This window comes from Cellulomonas hominis, assembly GCF_014201095.1.
GTDB lineage: Bacteria > Actinomycetota > Actinomycetes > Actinomycetales > Cellulomonadaceae > Cellulomonas > Cellulomonas hominis.
In genome coordinates this window covers 1,562,488-1,583,571 of sequence record NZ_JACHDN010000001.1, presented here as the reverse complement: position 1 = coordinate 1,583,571, position 21,084 = coordinate 1,562,488, and the positions used below count along the sequence as shown (strand labels likewise).

At 74.3% G+C, this 21,084-nt stretch carries 22 protein-coding genes; 8 read left to right on the top strand and 14 right to left on the bottom strand.

What is annotated here, in order from left to right; translation table 11 throughout:
• Positions 1-14 precede the first annotated feature (14 nt).
• Positions 15-401: a VOC family protein gene (locus HNR08_RS07505; protein ID WP_146836365.1), complete on the top strand. Its 387-nt coding sequence runs from the start codon at positions 15-17 to the stop codon at positions 399-401.
• Positions 402-405: 4 nt separating this feature from the next.
• Here the strand turns inward: HNR08_RS07505 and HNR08_RS07500 are convergent, their stop codons facing one another.
• Entirely contained in the window at positions 406-927 is a 522-nt protein-coding gene (locus HNR08_RS07500) for a PadR family transcriptional regulator (RefSeq protein ID WP_146836362.1), read from the bottom strand.
• A gap of 35 nt (positions 928-962) precedes the next feature.
• On the opposite strand from HNR08_RS07500, the gene HNR08_RS07495 reads away from it, so the two are divergent.
• Positions 963-1,340: a hypothetical protein gene (locus HNR08_RS07495; RefSeq protein WP_146836359.1), complete on the top strand. Its 378-nt coding sequence runs from the start codon at positions 963-965 to the stop codon at positions 1,338-1,340.
• Here the strand turns inward: HNR08_RS07495 and HNR08_RS07490 are convergent.
• From HNR08_RS07490 to HNR08_RS07460, 7 genes are all read right to left on the bottom strand, one after another.
• Positions 1,337-1,606 carry a hypothetical protein gene (locus HNR08_RS07490; RefSeq protein WP_146836356.1) on the bottom strand — a complete coding sequence of 90 codons (270 nt, stop codon included), beginning with the start codon at positions 1,604-1,606 and terminating at the stop codon, positions 1,337-1,339. The genes HNR08_RS07495 and HNR08_RS07490 overlap by 4 nt on opposite strands.
• A 338-nt stretch (positions 1,607-1,944) precedes the next feature.
• Positions 1,945-3,042, bottom strand: coding sequence for a type 2 isopentenyl-diphosphate Delta-isomerase (fni, locus tag HNR08_RS07485; protein ID WP_146836353.1), 1,098 nt, complete (start codon positions 3,040-3,042; stop codon positions 1,945-1,947).
• Complete coding sequence (locus HNR08_RS07480) at positions 3,032-4,174, bottom strand: phosphomevalonate kinase (protein ID WP_221287245.1); 1,143 nt, start codon at positions 4,172-4,174, stop codon at positions 3,032-3,034. Before HNR08_RS07480 ends, fni begins: the two co-directional genes overlap by 11 nt.
• Positions 4,171-5,166 (bottom strand): diphosphomevalonate decarboxylase, encoded by a 996-nt coding sequence (gene mvaD / locus HNR08_RS07475; RefSeq protein WP_146839548.1) that lies wholly within the window; start codon positions 5,164-5,166, stop codon positions 4,171-4,173. The genes HNR08_RS07480 and mvaD overlap by 4 nt, the downstream gene beginning before the upstream one ends.
• A complete protein-coding gene (gene mvk / locus HNR08_RS07470) occupies positions 5,163-6,155 on the bottom strand; it encodes a mevalonate kinase (protein ID WP_183834920.1) in 993 nt (330 codons plus the stop codon). The genes mvaD and mvk overlap by 4 nt, the downstream gene beginning before the upstream one ends.
• Positions 6,152-7,504 carry a tripartite tricarboxylate transporter permease gene (locus tag HNR08_RS07465; protein WP_146839544.1) on the bottom strand — a complete coding sequence of 451 codons (1,353 nt, stop codon included), beginning with the start codon at positions 7,502-7,504 and terminating at the stop codon, positions 6,152-6,154. The genes mvk and HNR08_RS07465 overlap by 4 nt, the downstream gene beginning before the upstream one ends.
• A 10-nt stretch (positions 7,505-7,514) precedes the next feature.
• Positions 7,515-7,802, bottom strand: a complete 288-nt coding sequence (locus HNR08_RS07460) for a hypothetical protein (RefSeq protein ID WP_183834918.1) — start codon at positions 7,800-7,802, stop codon at positions 7,515-7,517.
• 196 nt (positions 7,803-7,998) lie between these two features.
• Here HNR08_RS07460 and HNR08_RS07455 point away from each other — a divergent pair, with 196 nt between their 5' ends.
• Positions 7,999-8,892 (top strand): SDR family oxidoreductase, encoded by an 894-nt coding sequence (locus HNR08_RS07455; protein ID WP_146839540.1) that lies wholly within the window; start codon positions 7,999-8,001, stop codon positions 8,890-8,892.
• A 106-nt stretch (positions 8,893-8,998) separates the two neighbouring features.
• Here the strand turns inward: HNR08_RS07455 and HNR08_RS07450 are convergent, their stop codons facing one another.
• From HNR08_RS07450 to HNR08_RS07435, 4 genes are read right to left on the bottom strand one after another with little or no spacing between them, the layout of a single operon-like run.
• Positions 8,999-9,754 carry a uracil-DNA glycosylase gene (locus tag HNR08_RS07450; RefSeq protein ID WP_276509375.1) on the bottom strand — a complete coding sequence of 252 codons (756 nt, stop codon included), beginning with the start codon at positions 9,752-9,754 and terminating at the stop codon, positions 8,999-9,001.
• Between the two features lie 2 nt (positions 9,755-9,756).
• The gene (locus HNR08_RS07445) at positions 9,757-10,143 is read right to left on the bottom strand and encodes a type II toxin-antitoxin system VapC family toxin (protein WP_146839538.1); all 387 of its coding nucleotides are present in this window, start codon (positions 10,141-10,143) and stop codon (positions 9,757-9,759) included.
• A 2-nt stretch (positions 10,144-10,145) separates the two neighbouring features.
• A complete protein-coding gene (locus HNR08_RS07440; RefSeq protein ID WP_246803129.1) occupies positions 10,146-10,424 on the bottom strand; it encodes a type II toxin-antitoxin system Phd/YefM family antitoxin in 279 nt (92 codons plus the stop codon).
• 44 nt (positions 10,425-10,468) lie between these two features.
• Positions 10,469-11,089, bottom strand: coding sequence for an L-threonylcarbamoyladenylate synthase (locus HNR08_RS07435; RefSeq protein WP_146839554.1), 621 nt, complete (start codon positions 11,087-11,089; stop codon positions 10,469-10,471).
• Between the two features lie 375 nt (positions 11,090-11,464).
• Between HNR08_RS07435 and HNR08_RS07430 the strand changes: the two genes are divergently transcribed.
• Positions 11,465-12,802, top strand: coding sequence for an MFS transporter (locus tag HNR08_RS07430; protein ID WP_146839536.1), 1,338 nt, complete (start codon positions 11,465-11,467; stop codon positions 12,800-12,802).
• Here HNR08_RS07430 and HNR08_RS07425 read toward each other — a convergent pair.
• Positions 12,769-13,467, bottom strand: coding sequence for a helix-turn-helix transcriptional regulator (locus HNR08_RS07425; protein WP_146839534.1), 699 nt, complete (start codon positions 13,465-13,467; stop codon positions 12,769-12,771). The two genes, HNR08_RS07430 and HNR08_RS07425, sit on opposite strands and share 34 nt — an antisense overlap.
• Positions 13,468-13,556: 89 nt before the next feature.
• On the opposite strand from HNR08_RS07425, the gene HNR08_RS07420 reads away from it, so the two are divergent.
• From HNR08_RS07420 to narI, 4 genes are all read left to right on the top strand, one after another.
• Entirely contained in the window at positions 13,557-17,282 is a 3,726-nt protein-coding gene (locus HNR08_RS07420) for a nitrate reductase subunit alpha (RefSeq protein ID WP_246803128.1), read from the top strand.
• A gap of 64 nt (positions 17,283-17,346) precedes the next feature.
• On the top strand, positions 17,347-18,876 hold the full coding sequence (narH, locus tag HNR08_RS07415) for a nitrate reductase subunit beta (RefSeq protein ID WP_146839532.1): 1,530 nt from the start codon (positions 17,347-17,349) through the stop codon (positions 18,874-18,876).
• Positions 18,873-19,586 (top strand): nitrate reductase molybdenum cofactor assembly chaperone, encoded by a 714-nt coding sequence (gene narJ, locus HNR08_RS07410; RefSeq protein ID WP_168430426.1) that lies wholly within the window; start codon positions 18,873-18,875, stop codon positions 19,584-19,586. The genes narH and narJ overlap by 4 nt, the downstream gene beginning before the upstream one ends.
• Positions 19,587-19,588: 2 nt before the next feature.
• Entirely contained in the window at positions 19,589-20,308 is a 720-nt protein-coding gene (gene narI / locus HNR08_RS07405; RefSeq protein WP_146839528.1) for a respiratory nitrate reductase subunit gamma, read from the top strand.
• A gap of 100 nt (positions 20,309-20,408) precedes the next feature.
• Here narI and HNR08_RS07400 read toward each other — a convergent pair whose 3' ends face one another.
• Positions 20,409-21,008: a class I SAM-dependent methyltransferase gene (locus HNR08_RS07400; RefSeq protein WP_246803127.1), complete on the bottom strand. Its 600-nt coding sequence runs from the start codon at positions 21,006-21,008 to the stop codon at positions 20,409-20,411.
• Between the last annotated feature and the right edge of the window lie 76 nt (positions 21,009-21,084).

The following is a 21,084-nucleotide window of genomic DNA, read 5'->3' as shown; positions in this document are numbered from 1 at the left end:
GTACGCTAGGCCGCATGGCCGCCCTGCGCGACGTCGTCGTCGACTGCCGCCACCCGGCGTCGCTCGCGCGCTGGTGGGCGCGCACGCTGGACGGGTACCGGGTCGCTCCCTACGACGAGTCCGAGCTGGCACGGCTGCGCGCGGCCGGGGTCGAGGACCCGGAGGACGACCCCTCGGTCCTCGTCGAGCCGGTGGACGGCGCCGGGCCACGCCTGTGGTTCACCCGCGTCCCGGAGCCGAAGGCGGGCAAGAACCGGCTGCACCTCGACCTCACGGTGCCCGACCTGGCCGCCGGCGTCGCGGGGCTCGTGGAGCGCGGGGCGGCAGTGCTCGCGCGGCACGACGGCTGGGTCGTCCTGGCGGACCCGGAGGGCGACGAGTTCTGCGTGTTCCCCGCGTGACCGGTCAGTCCGCCCAGGACGCGATGGCCTCCCGGCTCTCGGTGGCCCAGGCGAGCAGCGCGCGCCCGCGGTGCACGCCGGCGCTGAGCGTGAGCAGCGCGTAGCGCTCGTCCGGGTCCGTCGGGTCGAGCGTCGCGCGGACGGCGGCGAGCTCGGCGAGGCTCCGGGTGACCTGCTGCTCCGTCTCGGCGAGCAGGTCGAGGCAGGCCTGCCGCCCGATCCGGCGCCCGAAGAACAGCCGGAGCAGCAACCCGTCGCGGGGCGGCCCGGACTCCGGCGGGGTCCGGAGCAGGTCGCGGAGCCGCGCCAGGCCGTCGTCCGTGATCGTGAACCGTCCGGCGTCGTCGCGACCGACGAGGGCCGAGGACTCGAGCCGTGACAGCGTCGGGTAGATCTGCCCGAAGCTCTCGGTCCAGAAGTGCCCGAGCGTGTCCCGGATCTCCGCACGGAGCCGGTACCCGGACATCGGCGCGATCGACAGAGCGCCCAGGACGGCGAGCTCGGTCTGCGGTGCGGGGCGGGCCATGACGCTGACTATATCTGTCAGATATAGTCAGCGCCATGACGACCACTGCCGCCCTCGCCGCCACCGTGGTCCTCGCCGCGCTCGCCGTGCTCCAGGTGCTGCTGGCCGCGGGTGCCCCGCTCGGGCGGTTCGCGTGGGGCGGTTCGCACGACGTGCTGCCCGCCCGGCTGCGGCTCGGCAGCGCCGTGTCGGTGCTGCTCTACGCGGTGTTCGCCCTGCTGCTGCTCGACCGGTCCGGCGTCTTCGACGTGCTGCCCGACGCGGTCTCCGCGGTCGGGACCTGGGTGCTGCTCGGCTACCTGGTGATCGGCACCGCCATGAACGCGATCTCCCGGAGCCGCGCGGAGCGGGCGGTCATGACGCCGACGGCCCTGGTGCTCGCCGTCCTGGTCCTCCTGGTGGCGCTCGGCTAACCCCCCTCCAGCGCGCGGCGCTCCGCCTGCCCCTCGGCGATGAGCCGCTGCGCGAGCTCGTCGAGCGACTCCTCCGCCTCCAGCGCCCCGGGTGCGCTCTCCAGCCGTCGGAGGCGCTGGAAGTCCTCCACGCCGATGAGCACCGCGACGAGCGCGCCGTACCGGTGCAGGCCGATGCGCCCGCGCGCGAACGCGGCCTCGTTGCTGAGGGTCGCGAGCTCGGCCCGGAACTGGCGGGCGGTGACCTCGCGGGTGAGCGTGTTCATGCTCCGACGCTAGGGCCGGACGGGCCCCGGATCGCGGTCGTCCACAGCCCCATCTGTCCCGGAGCGACTCATGCGTCCACCGCGTACACGCGCAGGGTGGGATGTGGTCTCCCGGGAGCGTGGACACCTGGTACGCCGCCGACGCGGGGTACCAGGTGTCCACGTCGTGCAGGGGGAGGGGTGCTGCCGGCGCGGGTACGCGGGGTACGAGGTGTCCACGTCGTCCGAGGGCATGGTCCTGCGCCCCGGGGGTACGCGGTGGACGCATCGTGCGCCGGGGCCCGGCCTGGACCTCGCGCCCCCGCGCGCTCCAGATCGCGCGGCTCCCGGTGCCCGGGCTAGAGGCCGCTGCGGCGGGCGTAGGCGGCGGCGTCGATCCCGCGCAGCTCGCAGAACTCCCGCACGGGTCCGGTCAGCAGGAGGTCCACCCGGCGCAGGTCGGGGACGGTGTGCGCGCCGACCAGGGTCATGACGTCGCCGATCTGCCCGAGCCACGCCTGGATCCGCGCGACCAGGGCCGCCTCGCCCTCCGTGAGCAGCACCCGCAGGAACCCGCCGGCCACGCCGACTGCCGTGGCCCCGAGCGCGAGGGCCCGGACGACGTCGAGCGGGTGCCGGACACCACCGGACGCCAGCAGGTCGACGCCCTCGACGGACGACGCGTCGAGCAGGCCCTCGACCGCGGACTGCCCCCAGCCCGCGAGGTAGTCCATGCCGCCGTCGGTGCGCCGGGCGGACTCGATCGCCGTGAAGTCGGTGCCGCCGCGCCCGGAGACGTCCACGGCCGCGACGCCCAGGTCCCGCAGCCGGGCGACCGTGCCGCGGCTCATCCCGGCGCCGACCTCCTTGACGACCACCGGGACGCCGACGCCCTCGACGATCGCCGCGACGTTGTCGGCCCAGCGCGTGAAGTCCCGGTCACCCTCCGGCATGACGATCTCCTGCGCCGGGTTGATGTGCACCTGCAGGCCGTCGGCCTCGAGGATCTCGACGGACCGCCGCGCCTGCGCCGGCGTGAGGTTCGCGTTGACGTTGGCCAGCACGAAGCCGTCGGGGTTGAGGTCGCGCAGCACCCGGAACGAGGGGATCGCGGCGGGGTCGCGGTGCAGGATCCCGGTGGAGCCCGAGGCGATCGGTACGCCGGTCTCGCGCGCCGCCAGGGCCAGGGCGCGGTTGATCGTGGCGGTGTGCGCCGTGCCGCCGGTCATGCCGTTGATGTAGAGCGGCACGGGCCAGTCGAGCACCCGGCCGGTGGTGCGCAGCGACACCCGGGACCGGTCGCCCGCGGCGAGCGGGTGGTTCATCGGCCGGACGTGGTCGAAGTCGTGCGCGCGGGGCTCGGCGTGCTGGGCGGACGCGAGCCGGACGTGGTCGTCCTTGCGCCGCGCGTCCTGCGCCGCGGGGTCCTGCGCCGCGGCGGCGTCCTCAGCGGCCATCGACGTCCTCCTCCGCGCCCTCGACGGACGGCTGCACCCGCAGGGACAGGTGCCGCACGTCGGACAGCTCCCAGCCTCGCAGCATCGGCGCCAGGTCGGCGTCGGCGTCCACCAGCACGATGCCGCAGTCGCCGCCACCGGCGCCGGAGGACTTGGCCGCCGCGCCGACGCTCTCGGCGGTCTCGCACAGGGTGCGCAGCGCCGGCGTCTCGATGTCGACCCCCGCGGCGCGTGCCAGCGACGTGAGCAGCCCCCGTGCCCGGTGGATCTCGGCCTTCGCGGCCTCGGCGTCGTCGCGCTCGATCGCGTCCGCCAGCGCGTCCACGCACGCCCGCGAGGCGGCGAGGAAGTCGGGGTAGTGGCTCTCCGCGGCGCCCTTGCGGGACTGCATCCGCTCGACCAGCCGCGTGGTGGAGGCGGGCTGCCCGGTCCAGCCGACGACGAGGTGCATCGACCGGGGCGTCGGCAGCCGTCGGACGGCGAGGCCGGGCCAGTCGGCGTCGAGCAGCGTGCTGAGCGGGCGGGGGTCGCCGGACGCCTCCGCCGCGGCGAGGGCGGCGCGCAGCCACTCCCGGTCGAGGGCGGCGTACCGGATCCACCCGCCGTAGAGGCTGGCGGCGACGTCCCCGCCGGAGCCCATCGGGTTCACGGCGACGGTCGCGAGCAGCGCGAGGCGCAGCAGCCGCTCGGTCGGCAGGCGCAGGTCGTAGAACCGCTCGAGCGCGCGCACGGTGGCGGCCGTCACGGCGGCCGACGACCCGAGGCCGAACTTCCGCCCGGACGGGTCGTCGAGCTCGGAGGTGATGGTGATGTCGTAGAAGCCGAGCGTGCGGCCCTGCTCGGCGGCGAACCGCTCGACGACGTCGATCGCCGCGAGCACGTAGTCGAACGGACGGCTGTCGTGGTCCAGGACCACCCGGCCGCCGTCGCGCCGCCACACGACCGGGAGCCGGCCGTACTGGTCGGAGGCGATCGACCCGGCGCCCTCCGCGGGCGCGAGCCGGACGGTGACGTGCCGGTCCACGGCGACGAGCACCGCGGGATACCCGGCCTCGACCACGGCGTACTCCCCGGCGACGAAGAGCTTGCCGGGCGCGCGGGCCTCGATCGGCGCGCCGCCCGCGGCCGTCACGCGGTGCCCCCCGCGGTCACGCGCAGGTCCGGTCCGGGACGGGCCGTCACGACCCGGCGGGTGCCGCCGGCGGACAGGGCCTCCGCGACCGCCGCCAGGTCCCGGCCGGCCGTCAGGACCTTGACGTTCGGGCCCGCGTCGATGGTCGCCCAGCACGGCAGCCCGTCCGCGCGCAGCGCCTGCACGCGGTCCAGCACCGCGACGGTGTGCTCCGTCCAGTACCGCACCGGCGGCCGGGCGCCGAGCATCGTGGCGTGCATCCGCAGGGCGTTCGACTCGGCGAGCTCCCCGAGGGTCGCCAGGTCCCCCGCGCGCACGGCGTCGAGCATCAGCGCGACGTCCCGCTCGGTGGCCTCGGTCCAGGCCGGGAAGAACGGCGACGTCTCGACGGTGCGGCGCATCGCCTCGCGGCTGGACACCGACTTCTGCCCGGCGTCCAGGACGACCACGGCCATCGCCGGGTCCAGCGGGCCGCCCGCCTCCCCGCCGGGCACCGGCTCGGCGAACGACGTGGCGTCGTCGGACCCGGCGTGCCAGACGACCAGGCCGCCGAACACCGACCGGGCGGCGGAGCCGGACCCCCGCCGGGCCAGCCGGGACAGCGCCCGGGGGTCGAGGTCGAGGCCGTACGCGGCGGAGGCCGCCCCCGCCAGGGCGGCGAACCCGCTCGCGGACGACGCCAGGCCGGCGCCGGTCGGGACGGTGGACACCGAGGTCACCGCGGCGTGGGTCGCGGAGCCGGCGCGGGAGCGCACGAGGTCGAGGAACCGGCGCACCCGGACGAGCTCGCCGTCGGACATCGGCCGTCCGTCGAGGGTCCCGCTGTCCGCGTCGGCACCCGGGTCCAGCGTGACGGTGGTGGTGGCGTGGAACGCGTCCAGCGTCAGGGACAGGCTGGACGTCGCGGGGAGCGCCAGGGCCTCGTCGCGCTTCCCCCAGTACTTGGCGAGGGCGATGTTGGCGTGCGCGACGGCGGTCGCGGAGTTCGTCATCCGAGGGGCACCTGGGCGGAGGGAGCGGCTGGGCGCCGCGCGTCGGTCCGGTGCAGCCACGTGCGCGCCGCGCCCGCGCGGCGCAGGGCAGCGGCGATCGTACCAGCGGACCCGGCGTCGGCCGCGAGCGCGAGCAGGCAGCCGCCCTGGCCACCGCCGGTGAGCTTGGCCCCGAGGGCGCCGGCCGCGAGGGCCGCCCCGACCAGCCGGTCGAGCTCCGGGGAGGACACCCCGAGCTCCGCCAGGGCGCCGTGCGCGCGCGTCATCCGGGCGCCGAGCTCGCGGGGCCGGTCCTCGGCGAGGTCGACCACGACGTCCCGGGTGATCCGCCCGAGCTCGGCGATCAGCTCGGCCCCGCGGGCGGGGTGCCGCTCGCGGAACGACCGCACGTCGGCGACCGCGACGCGGGTCCGGCCGTGCACCCCGGTGTCGGCGACGACCAGGTGCGCCCGCAGGCGCAGGTCGAGGGGCCGGATCTCGCCGGCCTGGAACCAGACGGGCTCGGTCGAGGCGGTGGTGCGGGCGTCCAGGCCGCTGGGGTTCCCGTGCGCGACCCGCTCGCCGACCTGCACGAGGTCGAAGTGCTCCTGCGGTGTGAGCGTCCGCCCGGCGAGGTCGGCCAGCGCGAGCGCGAGGGCGCCGGCGGTCGCGGCGCTGGACCCGAGGCCGCGCGCCGCGGGGATGGTCGACTCGGTCGCGAGCACGATCCCGCGGTGCGGCAGGTCGAGGTGGTCGAGGGTGGCCTCGACGGCGGCCCGCGGGGCGGCGAGCTGCTCGGGGGCGTCCGCGAGCGGACCGGAGTACAGCACGGACTCGAGCGTCAGCGGGCCGTCCTCGCGCCGCGCGGTGGCGCGCATCGGGAGGCTGGCGAGCGGCAGGGCGATGGCGGGCTCGCCGTACACGACGGCGTGCTCGCCCACGAGGATCGCCTTGGCCCGGGTGTGCCCGGTGCCGGTGCTGCGGTCGGTGCGGATGGTCGGCTCCTTCACATGAGGTGGGCGACGAACCACGGGGCCGCGTACAGCGACATGAACTGCACCCCGAAGTTGACGCCCAACCGGTTCAGCGTGCCGCAGGTGATCCCGACGAGCAGCACGGCGAAGACGTTGATCAGACCCGCGTCCAGGTACGCGAGCAGCAGCACGAACACGACGAACAGCGCGAGCACCGCCTCGTGCGGGACGTACCGGGTGACGAGCGCGGTCAGCCGGAACGAGTACCGGACGGCGAGGACGTAGGACAGCACCAGCGCGATGACCGTGCCGACGACGACCGCGGCGACGAACTGCGGCGTGGACAGCAGGTGGTGCACGTTGCGGTCGAGGCTGAGCACCGGCGGCGCGTTGAACAGCGCGTTCGCCGGGCCGACGGCCACCGGGGACAGCGGCAGCCCGACGGCGAGCAGCGGGATGATCACGCCCGCCAGGTAGGTGGAGTGCGCGAGCGCGGCCATCGAGGTGACGGCCCGGGACGACCGCTCCGCGGGCTCCTTCGCGCGGGCGCCGGAGGCCTCGCCCATGAGCAGGGTCAGCGCGACCGGGCTGAGGAAGAACAGCGGCGTGGACGCCACGGACACGGTCGCGCTGGCCCCGAGCTCCGCCCGGGTGAGCAGCCGCCGCGGGTTGAGCGGCGCTCCCTGCAGCTCCGAGCGGGTGATCCGCACCGGGGTCCGGCCCGCGCGGGGGAGGGCGGCGCGCAGCGTCGGGTTGAGCAGCGTCGCCAGGCTGAGCAGCAGCGGCCCGGCCGTGATCGACAGGAAGAACGACACCGTGATCGTCCCGTCCTCGGGCAGCACGCCGGTCTGCCGGTACAGCGCCTGCACGCCCTGGAACAGCAGGCCCAGCGGGATGATCGCCAGCAGCGACAGCACCCGGTTCTTCCCGAGCAGCGCCAGCACGACGGCCCCGCCGACGAACAGCAGCGACCCGTACTCCCGCAGCTGCTCCGCCCAGGGCGTGATGGCCCCGGCGATGAGCAGCGCCAGCGGGACGGCGATGAGCGTCCCGACGACCGACCCGGCCGCCATCTTCCGGATCGTCTCCGCGGCGCGGCCCTCGCGCTTGAGCGTCAGCGCGTGGTCGATCATCGGCGCCGACAGCACGCCGCCGGGCAGCCCGACGAGCGCGGTCGGGATGGAGTTCGTGAGGTTGAGCGTCACCACGGCGGCGATGAAGAACGCCAGCACGACCTGCGGGTCCGTGCCGGCGAGCACCAGCGCGAGGGTGACGGGCAGCAGCACCGAGGTCTCGTCGGTGCCGGGGATGAAGCCGATCAGCGTGTACAGCAGCACGGCGGCCAGCGCGGCGCCGGCCATCGGCAGCAGGAGGGTGAGGTCCACGGCGGGCGGCTCAGGCGGCGGGGCGCGCGTCGGCGGGGCGCGCGACCTCGGCCTGCCCGGCGTCGTCGGCGTCGTCCGCCACGATCTGCACGTCCCGCTTCGGCCGGACCAGCGCCACCGCGGCGCCGAACCCGACGACCGACCCGCCCAGGCCCCAGAAGAACTCGGACGACCCCAGCGCCCGGCCGATCACGACCGCGACCACGGTCGTGGCTGCGCACGCCGCGAGGGCGATCACCAGGTCGCGCATCGAGACCCGGTCGCCCCAGATCTCGACGTACTGCTCGTCGTCGCTCACGTTCCTCCTGTCGGCCACGGTCCGAAACCCTAGGTCCCCGGGCGGTCGGACCCTGTGCGGCCGGTGTGCGCGCGACGTGGACGTGCTGGTCGGGTGCGGTTCGGCCGACGGCCACTGTGCGGGCCGGGGCCCCGGTGCGGCAACTCGGAGGCTCCTCCGGTGGCGCTCCGCCCCAGGGTGCGGACGATGGATGAGCATGAGCGACCAGACGACTCCCCAGGACCCGACCACCCAGCACCCCGAGCCCGAGCAGCCCGCGGAGACCATCGAGCACCCCGGCCTCACCGGTGAGATGCCGCAGCAGCCGGACCACGGCGAGGACTCCTACGTCGGCTCCGGCCGGCTCGAGGGCAGGCGGGCGCTGATCACCGGCGGCGACTCCGGCATCGGCCGCGCCGTCGCCCTGGCGTTCGCGCGGGAGGGCGCGGACGTCGCGATCGTGTACCTGCCGGAGGAGGAGCAGGACGCGCAGGAGACCGTGCGCCTGGTCGAGGACGCCGGGCGCCGCGCGCTGACCCTGCCGGGCGACGTCCGGGACGAGGCGTTCTGCGCCGAGGTCGTCGAGCGGACCGTCGCCGAGCTCGGCGGGCTGGACGTGCTGGTGAACAACGCGGCCTACCAGATGTCCCAGGACGGCGGCCTCGCCGACCTGTCGACCGAGCAGCTCGACCGCACGCTGAAGACCAACGTGTACGCCCTGTTCTGGATCACGAAGGCCGCGCTGCCGCACCTGAAGCCGGGCGCGAGCATCATCAACACGACGTCGGTGCAGGCGTTCCAGCCGAGCCCCCAGCTCATCGACTACGCCGCGACCAAGGCCGCGATCCTCAACTTCACGAAGGCCCTCGCGCAGCAGGTCGCGGAGCAGGGGATCCGGGTCAACGCGGTCGCGCCCGGCCCGATCTGGACCCCGCTGATCCCCGCGACGATGCCGGAGGAGAAGGTCGAGCAGTTCGGCGCCGACACCCCGCTCGGCCGGGCGGGTCAGCCCGCGGAGCTCGCGCCGGCGTACGTCTTCTTCGCGAGCCAGGAGAGCAGCTACATCACGGGCGACCGCATCGGCGTGACGGGCGGGCGCATCCTGTCCTGAGCCCCGCCCCTGTGCCCCGCCGAAGTCGGTGGTTCAGCCCGGCGCCCCGGCGTGTCGGCCCGGCGTGTCGCGCGGAACCACCGACCTCGGCGGCCGCGCGCGCCGGCTACGCCGGCTGGGCCCCGGCCCCGGCGAGCGCCCGGGCGCGGAGCAGCACCGCGTCCAGCATCTCCGGGGTCAGGCGGCCCGTGAAGGTGTTCTGCTGGCTGACGTGGAAGCAGCCCAGCAGGGTGAGGGTCGCGCCGCCGGGGTGCTCGAGGATCTGCTCGGCTCCGTGCGCGAAACGCGGCCGGGGGCGCGGGACCGCCCAGCCCTGCTCGGCGAGCGTCCGCAGCAGCGCGTCCCAGCCGAACCCGCCGAGCACCACCGCGACCCGCGGCCGCACCAGCTCCAGCTCGCGCGCCAGCCAGGCTCCGCAGCGGTGCCGCTCCTCGGGCAGCGGGGCGTTGTCGGGCGGCGCGCAGTGCACGGGCGCGGTGATCCGCACCCCGCTGAGCGTCAGCCCGTCCCCGGCGTGCGTGGACGTCGGCTGCGACGCCATCCCGACGCGGTGCATCGCCGCGAACAGGAAGTCCCCGGACCGGTCGCCGGTGAACATCCGGCCGGTGCGGTTCGCGCCGTGCGCCGCGGGCGCCAGCCCGACGACGAGCACCGCCGCGTCGGGGTCGCCGAACCCCGGGGCCGGGCGGGCCCAGTACGTCTGGTCCCGGTAGGCGGCGCGCTTCACGGTGGCCACGTGCTCCCGCCAGGCCACGAGCCGGGGGCACGCCCGGCACTCGACCACGGCCCCGTCCAGCGCGGCCAGGTCCCCGGCGGCGGGCGCGGCCTCGGCGGGGTACGCGGGGTCGTCGGGGGTGCGCACGGTCAGGTCACCGGGTGCTCGACGTCGAGCCCCAGGTGCCCGGCCACCGCCGCCATGGTGTCGTCGTGCGTCACGACGACGACCGGCTCGCCGATCACGAGAGCCGTCGCGAGGTGCAGGGCGTCGAGCGTCTTCACGTGCCGCTCGATCGATTCGGCGACCGAGGCGACCTCGTCCGAGAGGGACACGAGCCCGACCCGGGACAGCAGCGGGCTGGCGGCACTGACCGGGAGCCTCTCGCGGCGCAGCACGCGCACGATCTCGGTCCGCAGCAGGCGCGAGGAGACGAGCTTGCCCGCGCGGGCGTCGACCCAGTGCAGCACGCGCGGGCGCTCCGGGACGTCGAGGACGGCGCGCAGGGCCACGGACGAGTCGAGGTAGAACGTCATCCTCAGTGCTCACCGCGGGTCTCGTCGAGCAGCTCGTCGACCCGGCTGCTCGCCATGGGCGCGCCGGCGCCGTGCTCGGGCCAGTCGAGGGGCTCGGAGGACGGTGGTGTGTACCGCCCCTCGCGCTGGAGCCGGTCCAGGGCACCGGCCGGCTCGGTGTACCCGGAGACCCGCCAGCGGGGGCGTCCGCGCTCGGTGATGATGATCTCGACGCCGCCGTCCACGCGCGCGAGGACCGTCGCCGTGTGCTGGTTCAGCTCGCGCTTGGTGATGGTGTCCACGACGTCAATGTACTACACGTGTCTGACATCAGTCAGGGGTCGGTTCAGGCGAAGCGGTCCGGGTCCCCCGCGCCCACGCGGACGACCTCGGGGTAGCCCTCCGACCAGTCCACGACGGTGGTCGGCTCGGTGCCGCACTCGCCCGCGTCCACGACGGCGTCGACCACGTGGTCCAGCTCCTCCTTGACCGTCCAGCCGTCGGTCTGCGGCTCGGTCTCGCCGGGGAGGATCAGCGTCGAGGACAGCAGCGGCTCCCCGAGCTCGCGCAGCAGCGCCTGCACGACCCGGCTGTCCGGGATGCGCACGCCGACGGTCTTCTTCTTCGGGTGCGCGAGCCGCCGGGGCACCTCCTTGGTGGCCGGGAGGATGAACGTGTACGGCCCGGGCGTCGCGGCCTTGATCGCCCGGAACGGTGCGTTGTCCAGTCGCACGAGCTGCCCGAGCTGCGCGAAGTCGGCGCACATCAGCGTGAAGTGGTGCTTGTCGCCGAGGTGCCGGATCGCCCGGATGCGGTCGGCGCCGGTGTGGCTGTCCATGCGGCAGCCGAGCGCGTAGCCGGAGTCGGTGGGGTAGGCGATGAGGGCGTCGTCGCGGAGCAGGGCGACGAGCTGGCCGACCGCCCGGGCCTGCGGGTCGTGGGGGTGGACGTCGAAGTACCGGGCCATGGCGTCGAGCCTGGCACGCGGCGCGGGCCCGGACCAGCCGGTCCACCCGCACGTCGGCGCGACGAAGGGAACCCTCATCTGCGCATCGTTACCTGATCGTGACCAACGCGGCACCGCCGCCCCGCGCGCGCTGCCGCCCGGATTCTCCCGGGGAAATGCCGGCGACCGGCCTCCCCGGCGGCAGGTCCGCCGTCCCGCGCGCGCATTGTTGCGTGAGAACTGCGCCGCCCTCCGGAGCGCCCCGACGACCCTCCGGAACGCCCCCGCCGCCCCCGCCCGGCGGGGTCCCCCGCCGCTGGGACCAAGGCCACGCCCCCTCGTGAAACGGCTCCATAAGTTCCCGGTCACCTACTTGTTCACCGAGGAGCATCCCCGATGGCCACCGAGACCGCGCCGACCGTCGCCACCGTGACGGTCACCGCCGACAGCCGACGCGACCTGGTCGGCTGGGACCCGCAGGACCCCGCACGCTGGGACAGCCGGACCGCCTGGACGACCTTGTGGGTCACGACGATCAACCTGCTGCTGGCGTTCGTCATCTGGTACCTGCCCGGGGCGCTCATCCCGACGCTGGGCACACTGACCGGCTGGGACCTCTCGGAGAGCCAGTCGTACTGGCTGCTCGCGATGCCGGGCCTCACCGGCGGCGCGCTCCGCCTGGTGTGGATGACCCTGCCGCCGCTCATGGGCACGCGGAAGATGCTCACGCTGTCCGCGCTGCTCATGCTCATCCCGTTCGCCGGGTGGACCTGGGTCGTCATGCTGCCGGAGCAGCCCTCGTACGCGCTGCTCGTGGCGCTGGCGCTCGCGGCCGGCCTCGGCGGCGGCGTGTTCTCCGGCTACATGCCGTCGACGTCGTACTTCTTCCCGAAGCGGATGCAGGGCACGGCGCTCGGCCTGCAGGCGGGCCTCGGCAACTTCGGCGTCTCGGTCGTCCAGTTCGTCGTGCCGTGGGCCATCGGCTTCGGCCTGTTCGGGATCGCCGGCCAGGTGTCCGTCGCGGACGACGGCACCACCAAGGACGTGTGGCTGCAGAACCCCGGCCTGATCTTCATCCCGTTCGCGGTGGTCGGCCTGGTGCTCGCCTGGACGCTGCTGACGTCCGTCCCGGTGAAGGCCAACCTGCGCCAGCAGTTCGACATCTTCTCCAACAAGCACACCTGGATCATGACCCTGCAGTACGTCATGACCTTCGGGATGTTCTCGGGCCTGGCCGGCACGTTCGGCATGCTGCTCAAGACGCAGTTCGGCCCGGGCTACCTGAAGTTCGTGTTCCTCGGCGCGCTGGTCGGCTCGCTGGCCCGGATCTGCTGGGGCCCGCTGTGCGACCGGTTCGGCGGCGCCGTCTGGACCGTGGTGTCCGGCATCGGCATGGCGGCCTCGGCGGGCGTCGTCCTCTACGGGCAGGTCGTCGCCGGCGACGAGCCCAGCCTGGGCATCTTCATGACCGGCATGGTGCTGATCTTCTTCTTCGCCGGCATCGGCAACGCCTCGACGTTCAAGCAGATGCCGATGATCTTCCCGGCCCGCCAGGCCGGCGGCGTGATCGGCTGGACGGCCGCGATCGCCGCGTTCGGCCCGTTCCTGTTCTCCATGGCCTTCAACTACCTGCCGCGGACGGCCGTGTTCGCGGGGGTGCTGGTGTACGCGCTGCTCTGCGCGGCGCTGGCCTGGTACTACTACGCGCGGCCGGGCGCGGAGGCGCGGTCCTGATGCTCCCGGGCGAGCCGCACGGTCCAGCCGTGGTCGCCGTCGAGCGGGGTCATCTCGACCACCCGCTCGGCGGCGCCCAGGGCGTGCAGCGCGCCGTCCAGCAGGCCCCGGTGCACCGCCCGCACGGCCTCCGGGTGCTCCCGGACCGCCGCGGTGAACGGGCAGTGGTGCAGCAGCAGGGTGCCGTCGGGCAGCAGCTCGGGGGCGAACCACAGCGCCTCGAGCTTCGCGACGACCGCGGGCACCGGGCCCGCCGTGGCGGCCGTCGGGTACACCAGCCGGGCGCCCCAGGCGCGGCCGACCTCGTAGAGCGTGCCGGCCGGGTCGGGCAGCCCCGCGGCGAGCGTGCAGGTCAGCGCCTCGGCCAGCAGCCGGTAGCCCTGCGCCCGCTCGTGGGTCTGGCTGGGCAGGGTGCCCTGGTAGAGCACCTTCGGCCGGCCGCGGGTCGTGCGCTCCTGGCGCACCCGGTCCGCCATGCCGGCGTCGGCCACGGACTCCAGGTGGTACCGGGCGATGCCGGGCGTCGCGCCGATCGCGTCGGCGGCGTCCTGCACGGACACCGGCACGGGGGAGTCCCGCAGCAGCTGGATGACCCGCGTGCGGTAGCCGCCGTGCTGACCCGTCCCGGTGGTGCCGTCGAACCCTCGCCGGTCCTGCGCCGCCATCGCCGTCCTCTCCTGAGCGCGTCCCGCGCGCCACGTCCGTCCCCGGGCCACCAGCATGGCCCAACCTCCGCCCCCGAGGAGCACGCTGCATGACCACCGACGCCCCCGCCGGTCACTCCGCCGGCCCGTCCCCGATGCTCCGCGGCCTCCTCGCCGCCCGGGGCCGCCTCGGGGGTTCCGAGATGCTCGACAGCGCGCACGCGCTGGTCGAGACCGACGACTCCGACTGGGACACCTTCTACCGGCAGCGGTGGGCCCACGACAAGGTGGTGCGGTCCACCCACGGCGTGAACTGCACCGGGTCGTGCGCCTGGGACGTGTACGTCAAGGACGGGCTCATCACCTGGGAGCACCAGGGCACCGACTACCCGACGACCGGCCCGGACAGCCCGGAGTACGAGCCCCGCGGCTGCCCCCGCGGCGCGTCGTTCAGCTGGTACACGTACTCGCCGTCCCGGGTGCGCTACCCGTACATCCGCGGCGTGCTGCTGGACCTCTACCTCGACGCCCGCTGCCGGCTCGGCGACCCGGTGCTGGCCTGGGCCGAGATCGTGGAGAGCCCGCTCAAGGCGACGATCTACAAGCGCGCCCGCGGCACCGGCGGCTTCGTCCGCGCCGACTGGGACCTGGCGACCGAGATCATGGCCGCCGCCCACGTGCACACTATCAAGTCCTACGGCCCCGACCGCTGCGTGGGCTTCACGCCGATCCCCGCGATGTCGATGGCGTCGTTCGCGGCCGGCACCCGGTTCCTGTCGCTGATCGGCGGGACCCTGCTGAGCTTCTACGACTGGTACGCCGACCTGCCCCCGGCCAGCCCGCAGGTGTGGGGCGACCAGACCGACGTCCCGGAGTCGGGCGACTGGTGGAACGCCGGCTACCTGATGATGTGGGGCTCCAACGTCCCGGTGACCCGGACCCCGGACGCGCACTGGCTCGCGGAGGTCCGGTACAAGGGCACGAAGGTCGTCGCGGTCAGCCCGGACTACGCGGACAACGTGAAGTTCGCCGACGACTGGATGGCCCCGGCCCCCGGCACGGACGGCGCCCTCGCGCTCGCCATGGGGCACGTGATCCTCGCGGAGTTCCACCGCGACCGGCAGGTCCCGTACTTCACGGACTACGTGCGGCGGTTCACCGACGCGCCGTTCCTCATCACGCTCGAGCCCGGGGCGGACGGCACGTACCGGGCCGCGAAGTTCCTCACGGCGGCGGACCTGGCCGGCGAGGCGACCGGCGCGCGCGGTGCCCTCGGTGCCCGCCCCGAGTTCCGGCCCGTCGTGCTCGACGCGGCCACCGGCGAGCCGACCGTCCCCGCGGGCACCCTCGCGGACCGCTGGACGGATGAGGGCGTCGGCCGGTGGAACCTCGACCTCGGCGACGTCGAGCCCGTGCTCACCCTGCACGGCGACGCGGCGGCATCGGGCGTCGTGGTGCGGCTCCCGCGGTTCGACGTCGGCGAGACCGAGGGCGGCGGGGTCGTCGACCGCGGCGTCCCGGCCCGCGTGGTCGGCGGCCGGCTGGTGACGACCGTGCTGGACCTCATGCTCGCGCAGTACGGCGTCGGGCGGGACGGCCTGCCCGGCACCTGGCCCACCGGATACGACGACGCGGAGTCCCCGGGCACCCCGGCATGGCAGGCCGCGATCACCGGCGTCCCCGCCGAGCAGTGCACCCGGATCGCCCGGGAGTTCGCCCGCAACGCGGAGCAGACCCGCGGCCGCTCGATGATCATCATGGGCGCCGGGACGAACCACTGGTACCACTCGGACACCATCTACCGGACGTTCATCGCGCTGCTCACGCTCACGGGCTGCCAGGGCGTGAACGGCGGCGGCTGGGCGCACTACGTCGGCCAGGAGAAGGCCCGCCCGGTGACCGGGCAGCAGCACCTGTCGTTCGCGCTCGACTGGCAGCGGCCGACCCGGCACATGGCGGGCACGGCGTTCTGGTACGTCGCGACCGACCAGTGGCGGTACGACGGCTTCGGCCCGGACGAGCTCGCGTCGCCGGCCGGCCCGGGCACGATGTCCGGCCGCACGATGATGGACTGCCTCGCGCAGGCCACCCGGATGGGCTGGACGCCCGGCCACCCGGGCTTCGACCGGAACCCGCTCGACCTGTGCGACGAGGCCGCCGCGGCCGGCACCCCGGTGCCGGACCACGTCGTCGAGGAGCTCAAGGCCGGGCGGCTCAAGTTCGCGCTCGAGGACCCGGACGCCCCGCACAACGTGCCGCGCGTGCTCACCGTCTGGCGGGCCAACCTCATCGGCAACTCCGCCAAGGGCAACGAGTACTTCATCAAGCACCTGCTCGGCGCGGACAACGCGCTGCGCGCCACCGAGGCCCCCGAGGACCGGCGGCCGACGGACGTCACGTGGCGGGAGCAGGCCCCCGAGGGCAAGCTCGACCTGCTGACGAACATCGACTTCCGGATGACGTCCACGTCGCTGTTCTCGGACATCGTGCTGCCGGCGGCCACCTGGTACGAGAAGCAGGACATCTCGACCACGGACATGCACCCGTTCGTGCACGCGCTCAACGCGGCGATCGCCCCGCCGTGGCAGGCCCGGACCGACCACGACGCGTTCGCCGGCCTGGCGGACAAGGTCGCCCAGCTCGGTGCCGTGCACCTGGGGAGGCGGACCGACGTCATCGCCGCGCCGCTGACCCACGACACCCCCGACGAGATGGCCCAGCCCGGGGGCGTCGCCCGCGACTGGAAGGCCGGCGAGTGCGACCCGATCCCGGGCGTGACGATGCCGCGCCTGGTCGTCATCGAGCGGGACTACGCCGCGATCGGCGAGAAGATGCGCGCGCTCGGCCCGCTGATCTCCACGGTCGGCACGACGACCAAGGGCGTGACGGTCGTGCCGGAGCAGGCCGTCGAGCACCTGCTCAAGGCCAACGGCCGGCGCGAGGAGGGCGTGGCCGCGGGCCGGCCCGTGCTCGACACCGCCGCGCACGTCTGCGAGGCGATCCTCGCGCTGTCCGGCACCACCAACGGGCACGTGGCGCACGCGGGGTTCCAGGCGCTGGAGAAGCGGGTCGGCAAGCAGCTGTCCGACCTCTCGGAGGAGAACCGCGACCGGCAGGTGACGTTCGCGCAGACCCTGACCGGCCCGCAGCCGGTGTTCACGTCCTACGAGTGGTCCGGCTCGGAGCACGGCGGCCGGCGGTACTCGCCGTTCGTCATCAACACCGAGCGGTCCAAGCCCTGGCACACCCTCACCGGGCGGCAGCACTTCTTCCTCGACCACGACTGGCTCGCGGACCTCGGGGAGCAGCTGCCCGCGTACCGGCCGCCGCTGGACATGGCGCGGCACTTCGGCCGGCCCTCGTCCGGGGTCGGCGGCGCCGAGGTCACCGTGCGGTACCTGACCCCGCACTCCAAGTGGTCGATGCACTCGCAGTTCCAGGACAACCCGTACATGCTCGCGCTCTCCCGCGGCGGCCCCACCATCTGGATGTCGGTCGCGGACGCCGAGGCGGCCGGGATCGAGGACAACGACTGGATCGAGGGCGTCAACCGCAACGGCGTCGTCGTCGCCCGGGCCGTGGTCTCGCACCGGATGCCCACCGGCACCGCGTACATGTACCACTCGAAGGACCGGAACATCGACGTCCCGAAGGCCGAGGCCTCCGGCAGGCGCGGCGGCATCCACAATGCGCTGACGGCGATCCTGCTCAAGCCCTCCCACCTGCTGGGCGGCTACGCACAGCTCACCTACGCCTTCAACTACTACGGCCCGACGGGCAACCAGCGCGACGAGATGACCGTCATCCGGCGGCGCTCGCAGGAGGTGCAGTACTGATGCGGGAGCTGCGGAGGCGCCGTGCTGTGCCCGACCTGCGAGGAACGAGCGAAGGGCAAGCGCGATGAGAGTCATGGCTCAGGTCGCCATGGTGATGAACCTGGACAAGTGCATCGGGTGCCACACCTGCTCGGTGACGTGCAAGCAGACGTGGACGAACCGCGACGGCGTCGAGTACGTCTGGTTCAACAACGTCGAGACGAAGCCCGGCGTCGGCTACCCGCGCCGGTACGAGGACCAGGACCGCTGGCGCGGCGGCTGGGAGCTGGACCGCAAGGGCCGGCTGCGGCTGCGCTCCGGCGGGCGGCTGCGCCGGCTGGCGACCATCTTCTCGAACCCGGACCTGCCGGAGCTCGACGACTACTACGAGCCCGCCACGTACGACTTCGACACGCTGATCTCCGCGCCGGCCGGGTCGGACATCCCGGTCGCCCGCCCGCGCAGCGCGATCACCGGCAAGGAGATGAAGGTCTCCGGCGGCTCGAACTGGGACGACGATCTCGCCGGCTCCCCGCTGCACGCCGCGCAGGACCCGAACCTCGACGCCATGACCGAGCAGGTCAGGATGTCGTTCGAGCAGACGTTCATGTTCCACCTGCCGCGCATCTGCGAGCACTGCCTCAACCCCGCGTGCGTGTCGGCGTGCCCGTCGTCCGCGATGTACAAGCGGGTCGAGGACGGCATCGTCCTGGTCGACCAGGACAAGTGCCGCGGCTGGCGGATGTGCGTGTCGGCCTGCCCGTACAAGAAGGTCTACGTCAACCACCGGACCGGCAAGGCCGAGAAGTGCACGTTCTGCTTCCCGCGCATCGAGGCCGGCCTGCCGACGGTGTGCGCGGAGACCTGCGTCGGGCGGCTGCGCTACATCGGCCTGGTGCTGTACGACGCCGACGCGGTGGCCGCCGCGGCCTCGGTGGTCGACCCCGCGGACCTGCTGGACGCCCAGCGGTCGGTGTTCCTGGACCCGGACGACCCGGAGGTCCAGCAGGCGGCCCGGGCGGCCGGCATCGCGGACGACTGGATCGCCGCCGCGCAGGCCTCCCCGATCTGGCAGCTCATCTCCCGGCACAAGGTGGCCCTGCCGCTGCACCCGGAGTACCGGACGCTGCCGATGGTCTGGTACATCCCGCCGCTGTCGCCGGTGCTCGACGCCACGACGTCCCGCGGGGCCGACGACGCGGACGCCGACGACATCTTCCACACCATCACCGCGCTGCGGATCCCGATGGAGTACCTGGCGAGCCTGTTCACCGCCGGTGACGTGGACGTCGTCGCCGGGGTGCTGCAGAAGCTCGCGGCCGTCCGGGCGCACATGCGCCGGCGGAGCATCGACGGGTCCGCGGACTCGCGGGCCCTGGCGGGCGCCGGGATGTCCGAGAGGGATGCCGAGGACCTGTACCGGCTGCTGGCGATCGCCAAGATGTCCGACCGCTACGTCGTCCCGAAGGCCCACAAGGAGGACGCCGCCGAACTCGCGTCGTGGGCGTCCGGCTGCTCCCTCGACGGCCCCGGCGGACCCGGCATGGGCGGCCCGGGCGGCGGGCCCGGCGGTGGTCCGGTCGCACTGACGTTGCAGCGCCGGGGCCCGTCGTGACCGCCGTCCGGGTGCCGCTGCTGCGCCGGTCGCGCCGCCGCGACGTCCCCGAGGTCCCGGCGCGGGCCGACGTGCTCGCGCTGTGCTCGGTGCTGCTCGGGTACCCCGACGACGACCTCTACGCCCTGGCCGACGACCTCGCGGCGTCGGTGCGGGACCTGCCCGCGTCGGAGCCCGCCGAGCACCTGCGGGCGTTCTGGGACTCGTTCGCCGCGCAGACCCCGGCCGAGGCGCGCGCCGCGTACGTCGAGGCGTTCGACCTGCGGCGTTCGTCCGCGCTGTACCTGTCGTACTACCTGCACGGGGACACCCGCCGCCGAGGCGCCGCCCTGCTCGCGATCAAGCAGCGGTACCGCGCCTGCGGGTTCACCCCGCCCGAGGACGAGCTGCCCGACCACCTGCCGCTCGTCCTCGAGTTCGCCGCCTACGCGGGCACCGCGCTCGGGGAGGGCGTGCTGCGGTCGCACCGCGCCGGCATCGAGCTGATCCGCCGCGCCCTCGCCGACCGGCGGTCCCCGTACGCGCGGGTGCTCGACGCGCTCGACGCCCTGCTCGGCCCCGCGCCCGCCGCCTCGCACGCGGCGGTCGACGCGTTCACGCTCGCCGGCGCCCCCACCGACACGGTCGGCGCCGAGATCACCCTCGCCCCCTACGGCCCCGGCTGGTCCACCGACGACGCCGCGTGCCCCACCCCCTCCGGAGGACGCTGACCATGTGGGACACCCTCGCCTTCGTGGTGCTGCCCTACGTCTGCCTGGCCGTGTTCGTGGTCGGCCACGTGTGGCGCTACCGGGCCGACCAGTTCGGCTGGACCACCCGCACCAGCCAGGTGCTGGAGAAGAAGTGGCTGGCCCTCGGGTCGCCGCTGTTCCACTTCGGCGCCCTGTTCGTCATCGTCGGGCACATCGGCGGCCTGCTGGTCCCCGAGTCCTGGACGCGGGCCGTCGGCATCTCGGACCACACGTACCACGTGGTCGCGGTGGCCGGCGGCACCGTCGCGGGCGTCGTGCTGTGCGCCGGCCTGGCGATCCTGCTGCTGCGGCGGTTCGTGTACTCCGAGCGGATCAAGGCCGTCACGACCCCGATGGACCGCGTGCTGTACGCGCTGCTGTCCGCCGAGATCCTCGTCGGCATGTGGCAGACCGTGGCCATCAACGTGTTCGGGTCCGGGTACGAGTACCGCGGCACGATCTCGGTCTGGTTCCGGGGCCTGTTCGCGCTGGACCCGGACCCGTCGCTCATCGCGGACGCACCCGCCGTGTACGGGGCGCACGCCATCCTGGCGTGCCTGCTGATGGCGGTGTGGCCGTTCACGCGCCTCGTGCACGTGTGGTCGGTGCCGCTGGCGTACCTGGCCCGCCCGTACGTGGTCTACCGCCAGCGCACGGCGACGGCCGCGCGCGCCCGCGAGGCGGAGACCGTCCGCCGCTGACCGCCGGTCCCCTCCCGGCGAGGTCGTCGGTTGCGCCTGTCTGCCACGGTGCGCAACCGACGACCTGGGGCGGAACCATCGACCTCGGCCGGCGCGCGCCCTACGCGAGGACGGCGACGAGGAAGTCGGAGTCCGGCTCGAACGGGCGCAGGTCCCACGTCCCGAAGCGGTGCTGCACCTGGAGGCCGGCCTCCCGGGCGTCCAGGGCGAGGGTGTTGAACGGGTAGCCCCTCCCCGCGCCGAAGCCGACCACGAGCCGCCCGCCGGGGACCAGGTGCGCGCGGATCCGGCGCAGCACCTCCGCCTCCGTGCCCGGCGCGAGGAACGTCAGCACGTTCCCCGCCATCACGGCGACGTCGAACGGCTCCGCGACCCCCGCGGCCGGCAGGTCCAGCTCCGCGAGGTCCCCGACCAGCCACGTCCCGTCCGGGTGGTCCGCCCGCGCCGCCTCGACCAGCACCGGGTCCACGTCGACGCCCACCACGGTGTGCCCGCGCCGCGCCAGCTCGCCGCCCACCCGGCCCGGGCCGCACCCGGCGTCCAGGACGCGCGCGCCCCGGGGGACCATCGCGTCGATCATCCGGGCCTCGCCGGCCAGGTCGGCGCCCTGCGCGGCCATCGTCCGGAACCGCTCGACGTACCACTGCGAGCGGTCGGGGTTCTGCTGGCCGATCTGCTCCCAGCGGGTGGGCTGACGCACGGCGGTGCTCCTTGCTGCGGCGGGTGTCCGGGGGCCCACCGAGCCTAACGACCCGGCGGCTTGACCCCGCGGCGCA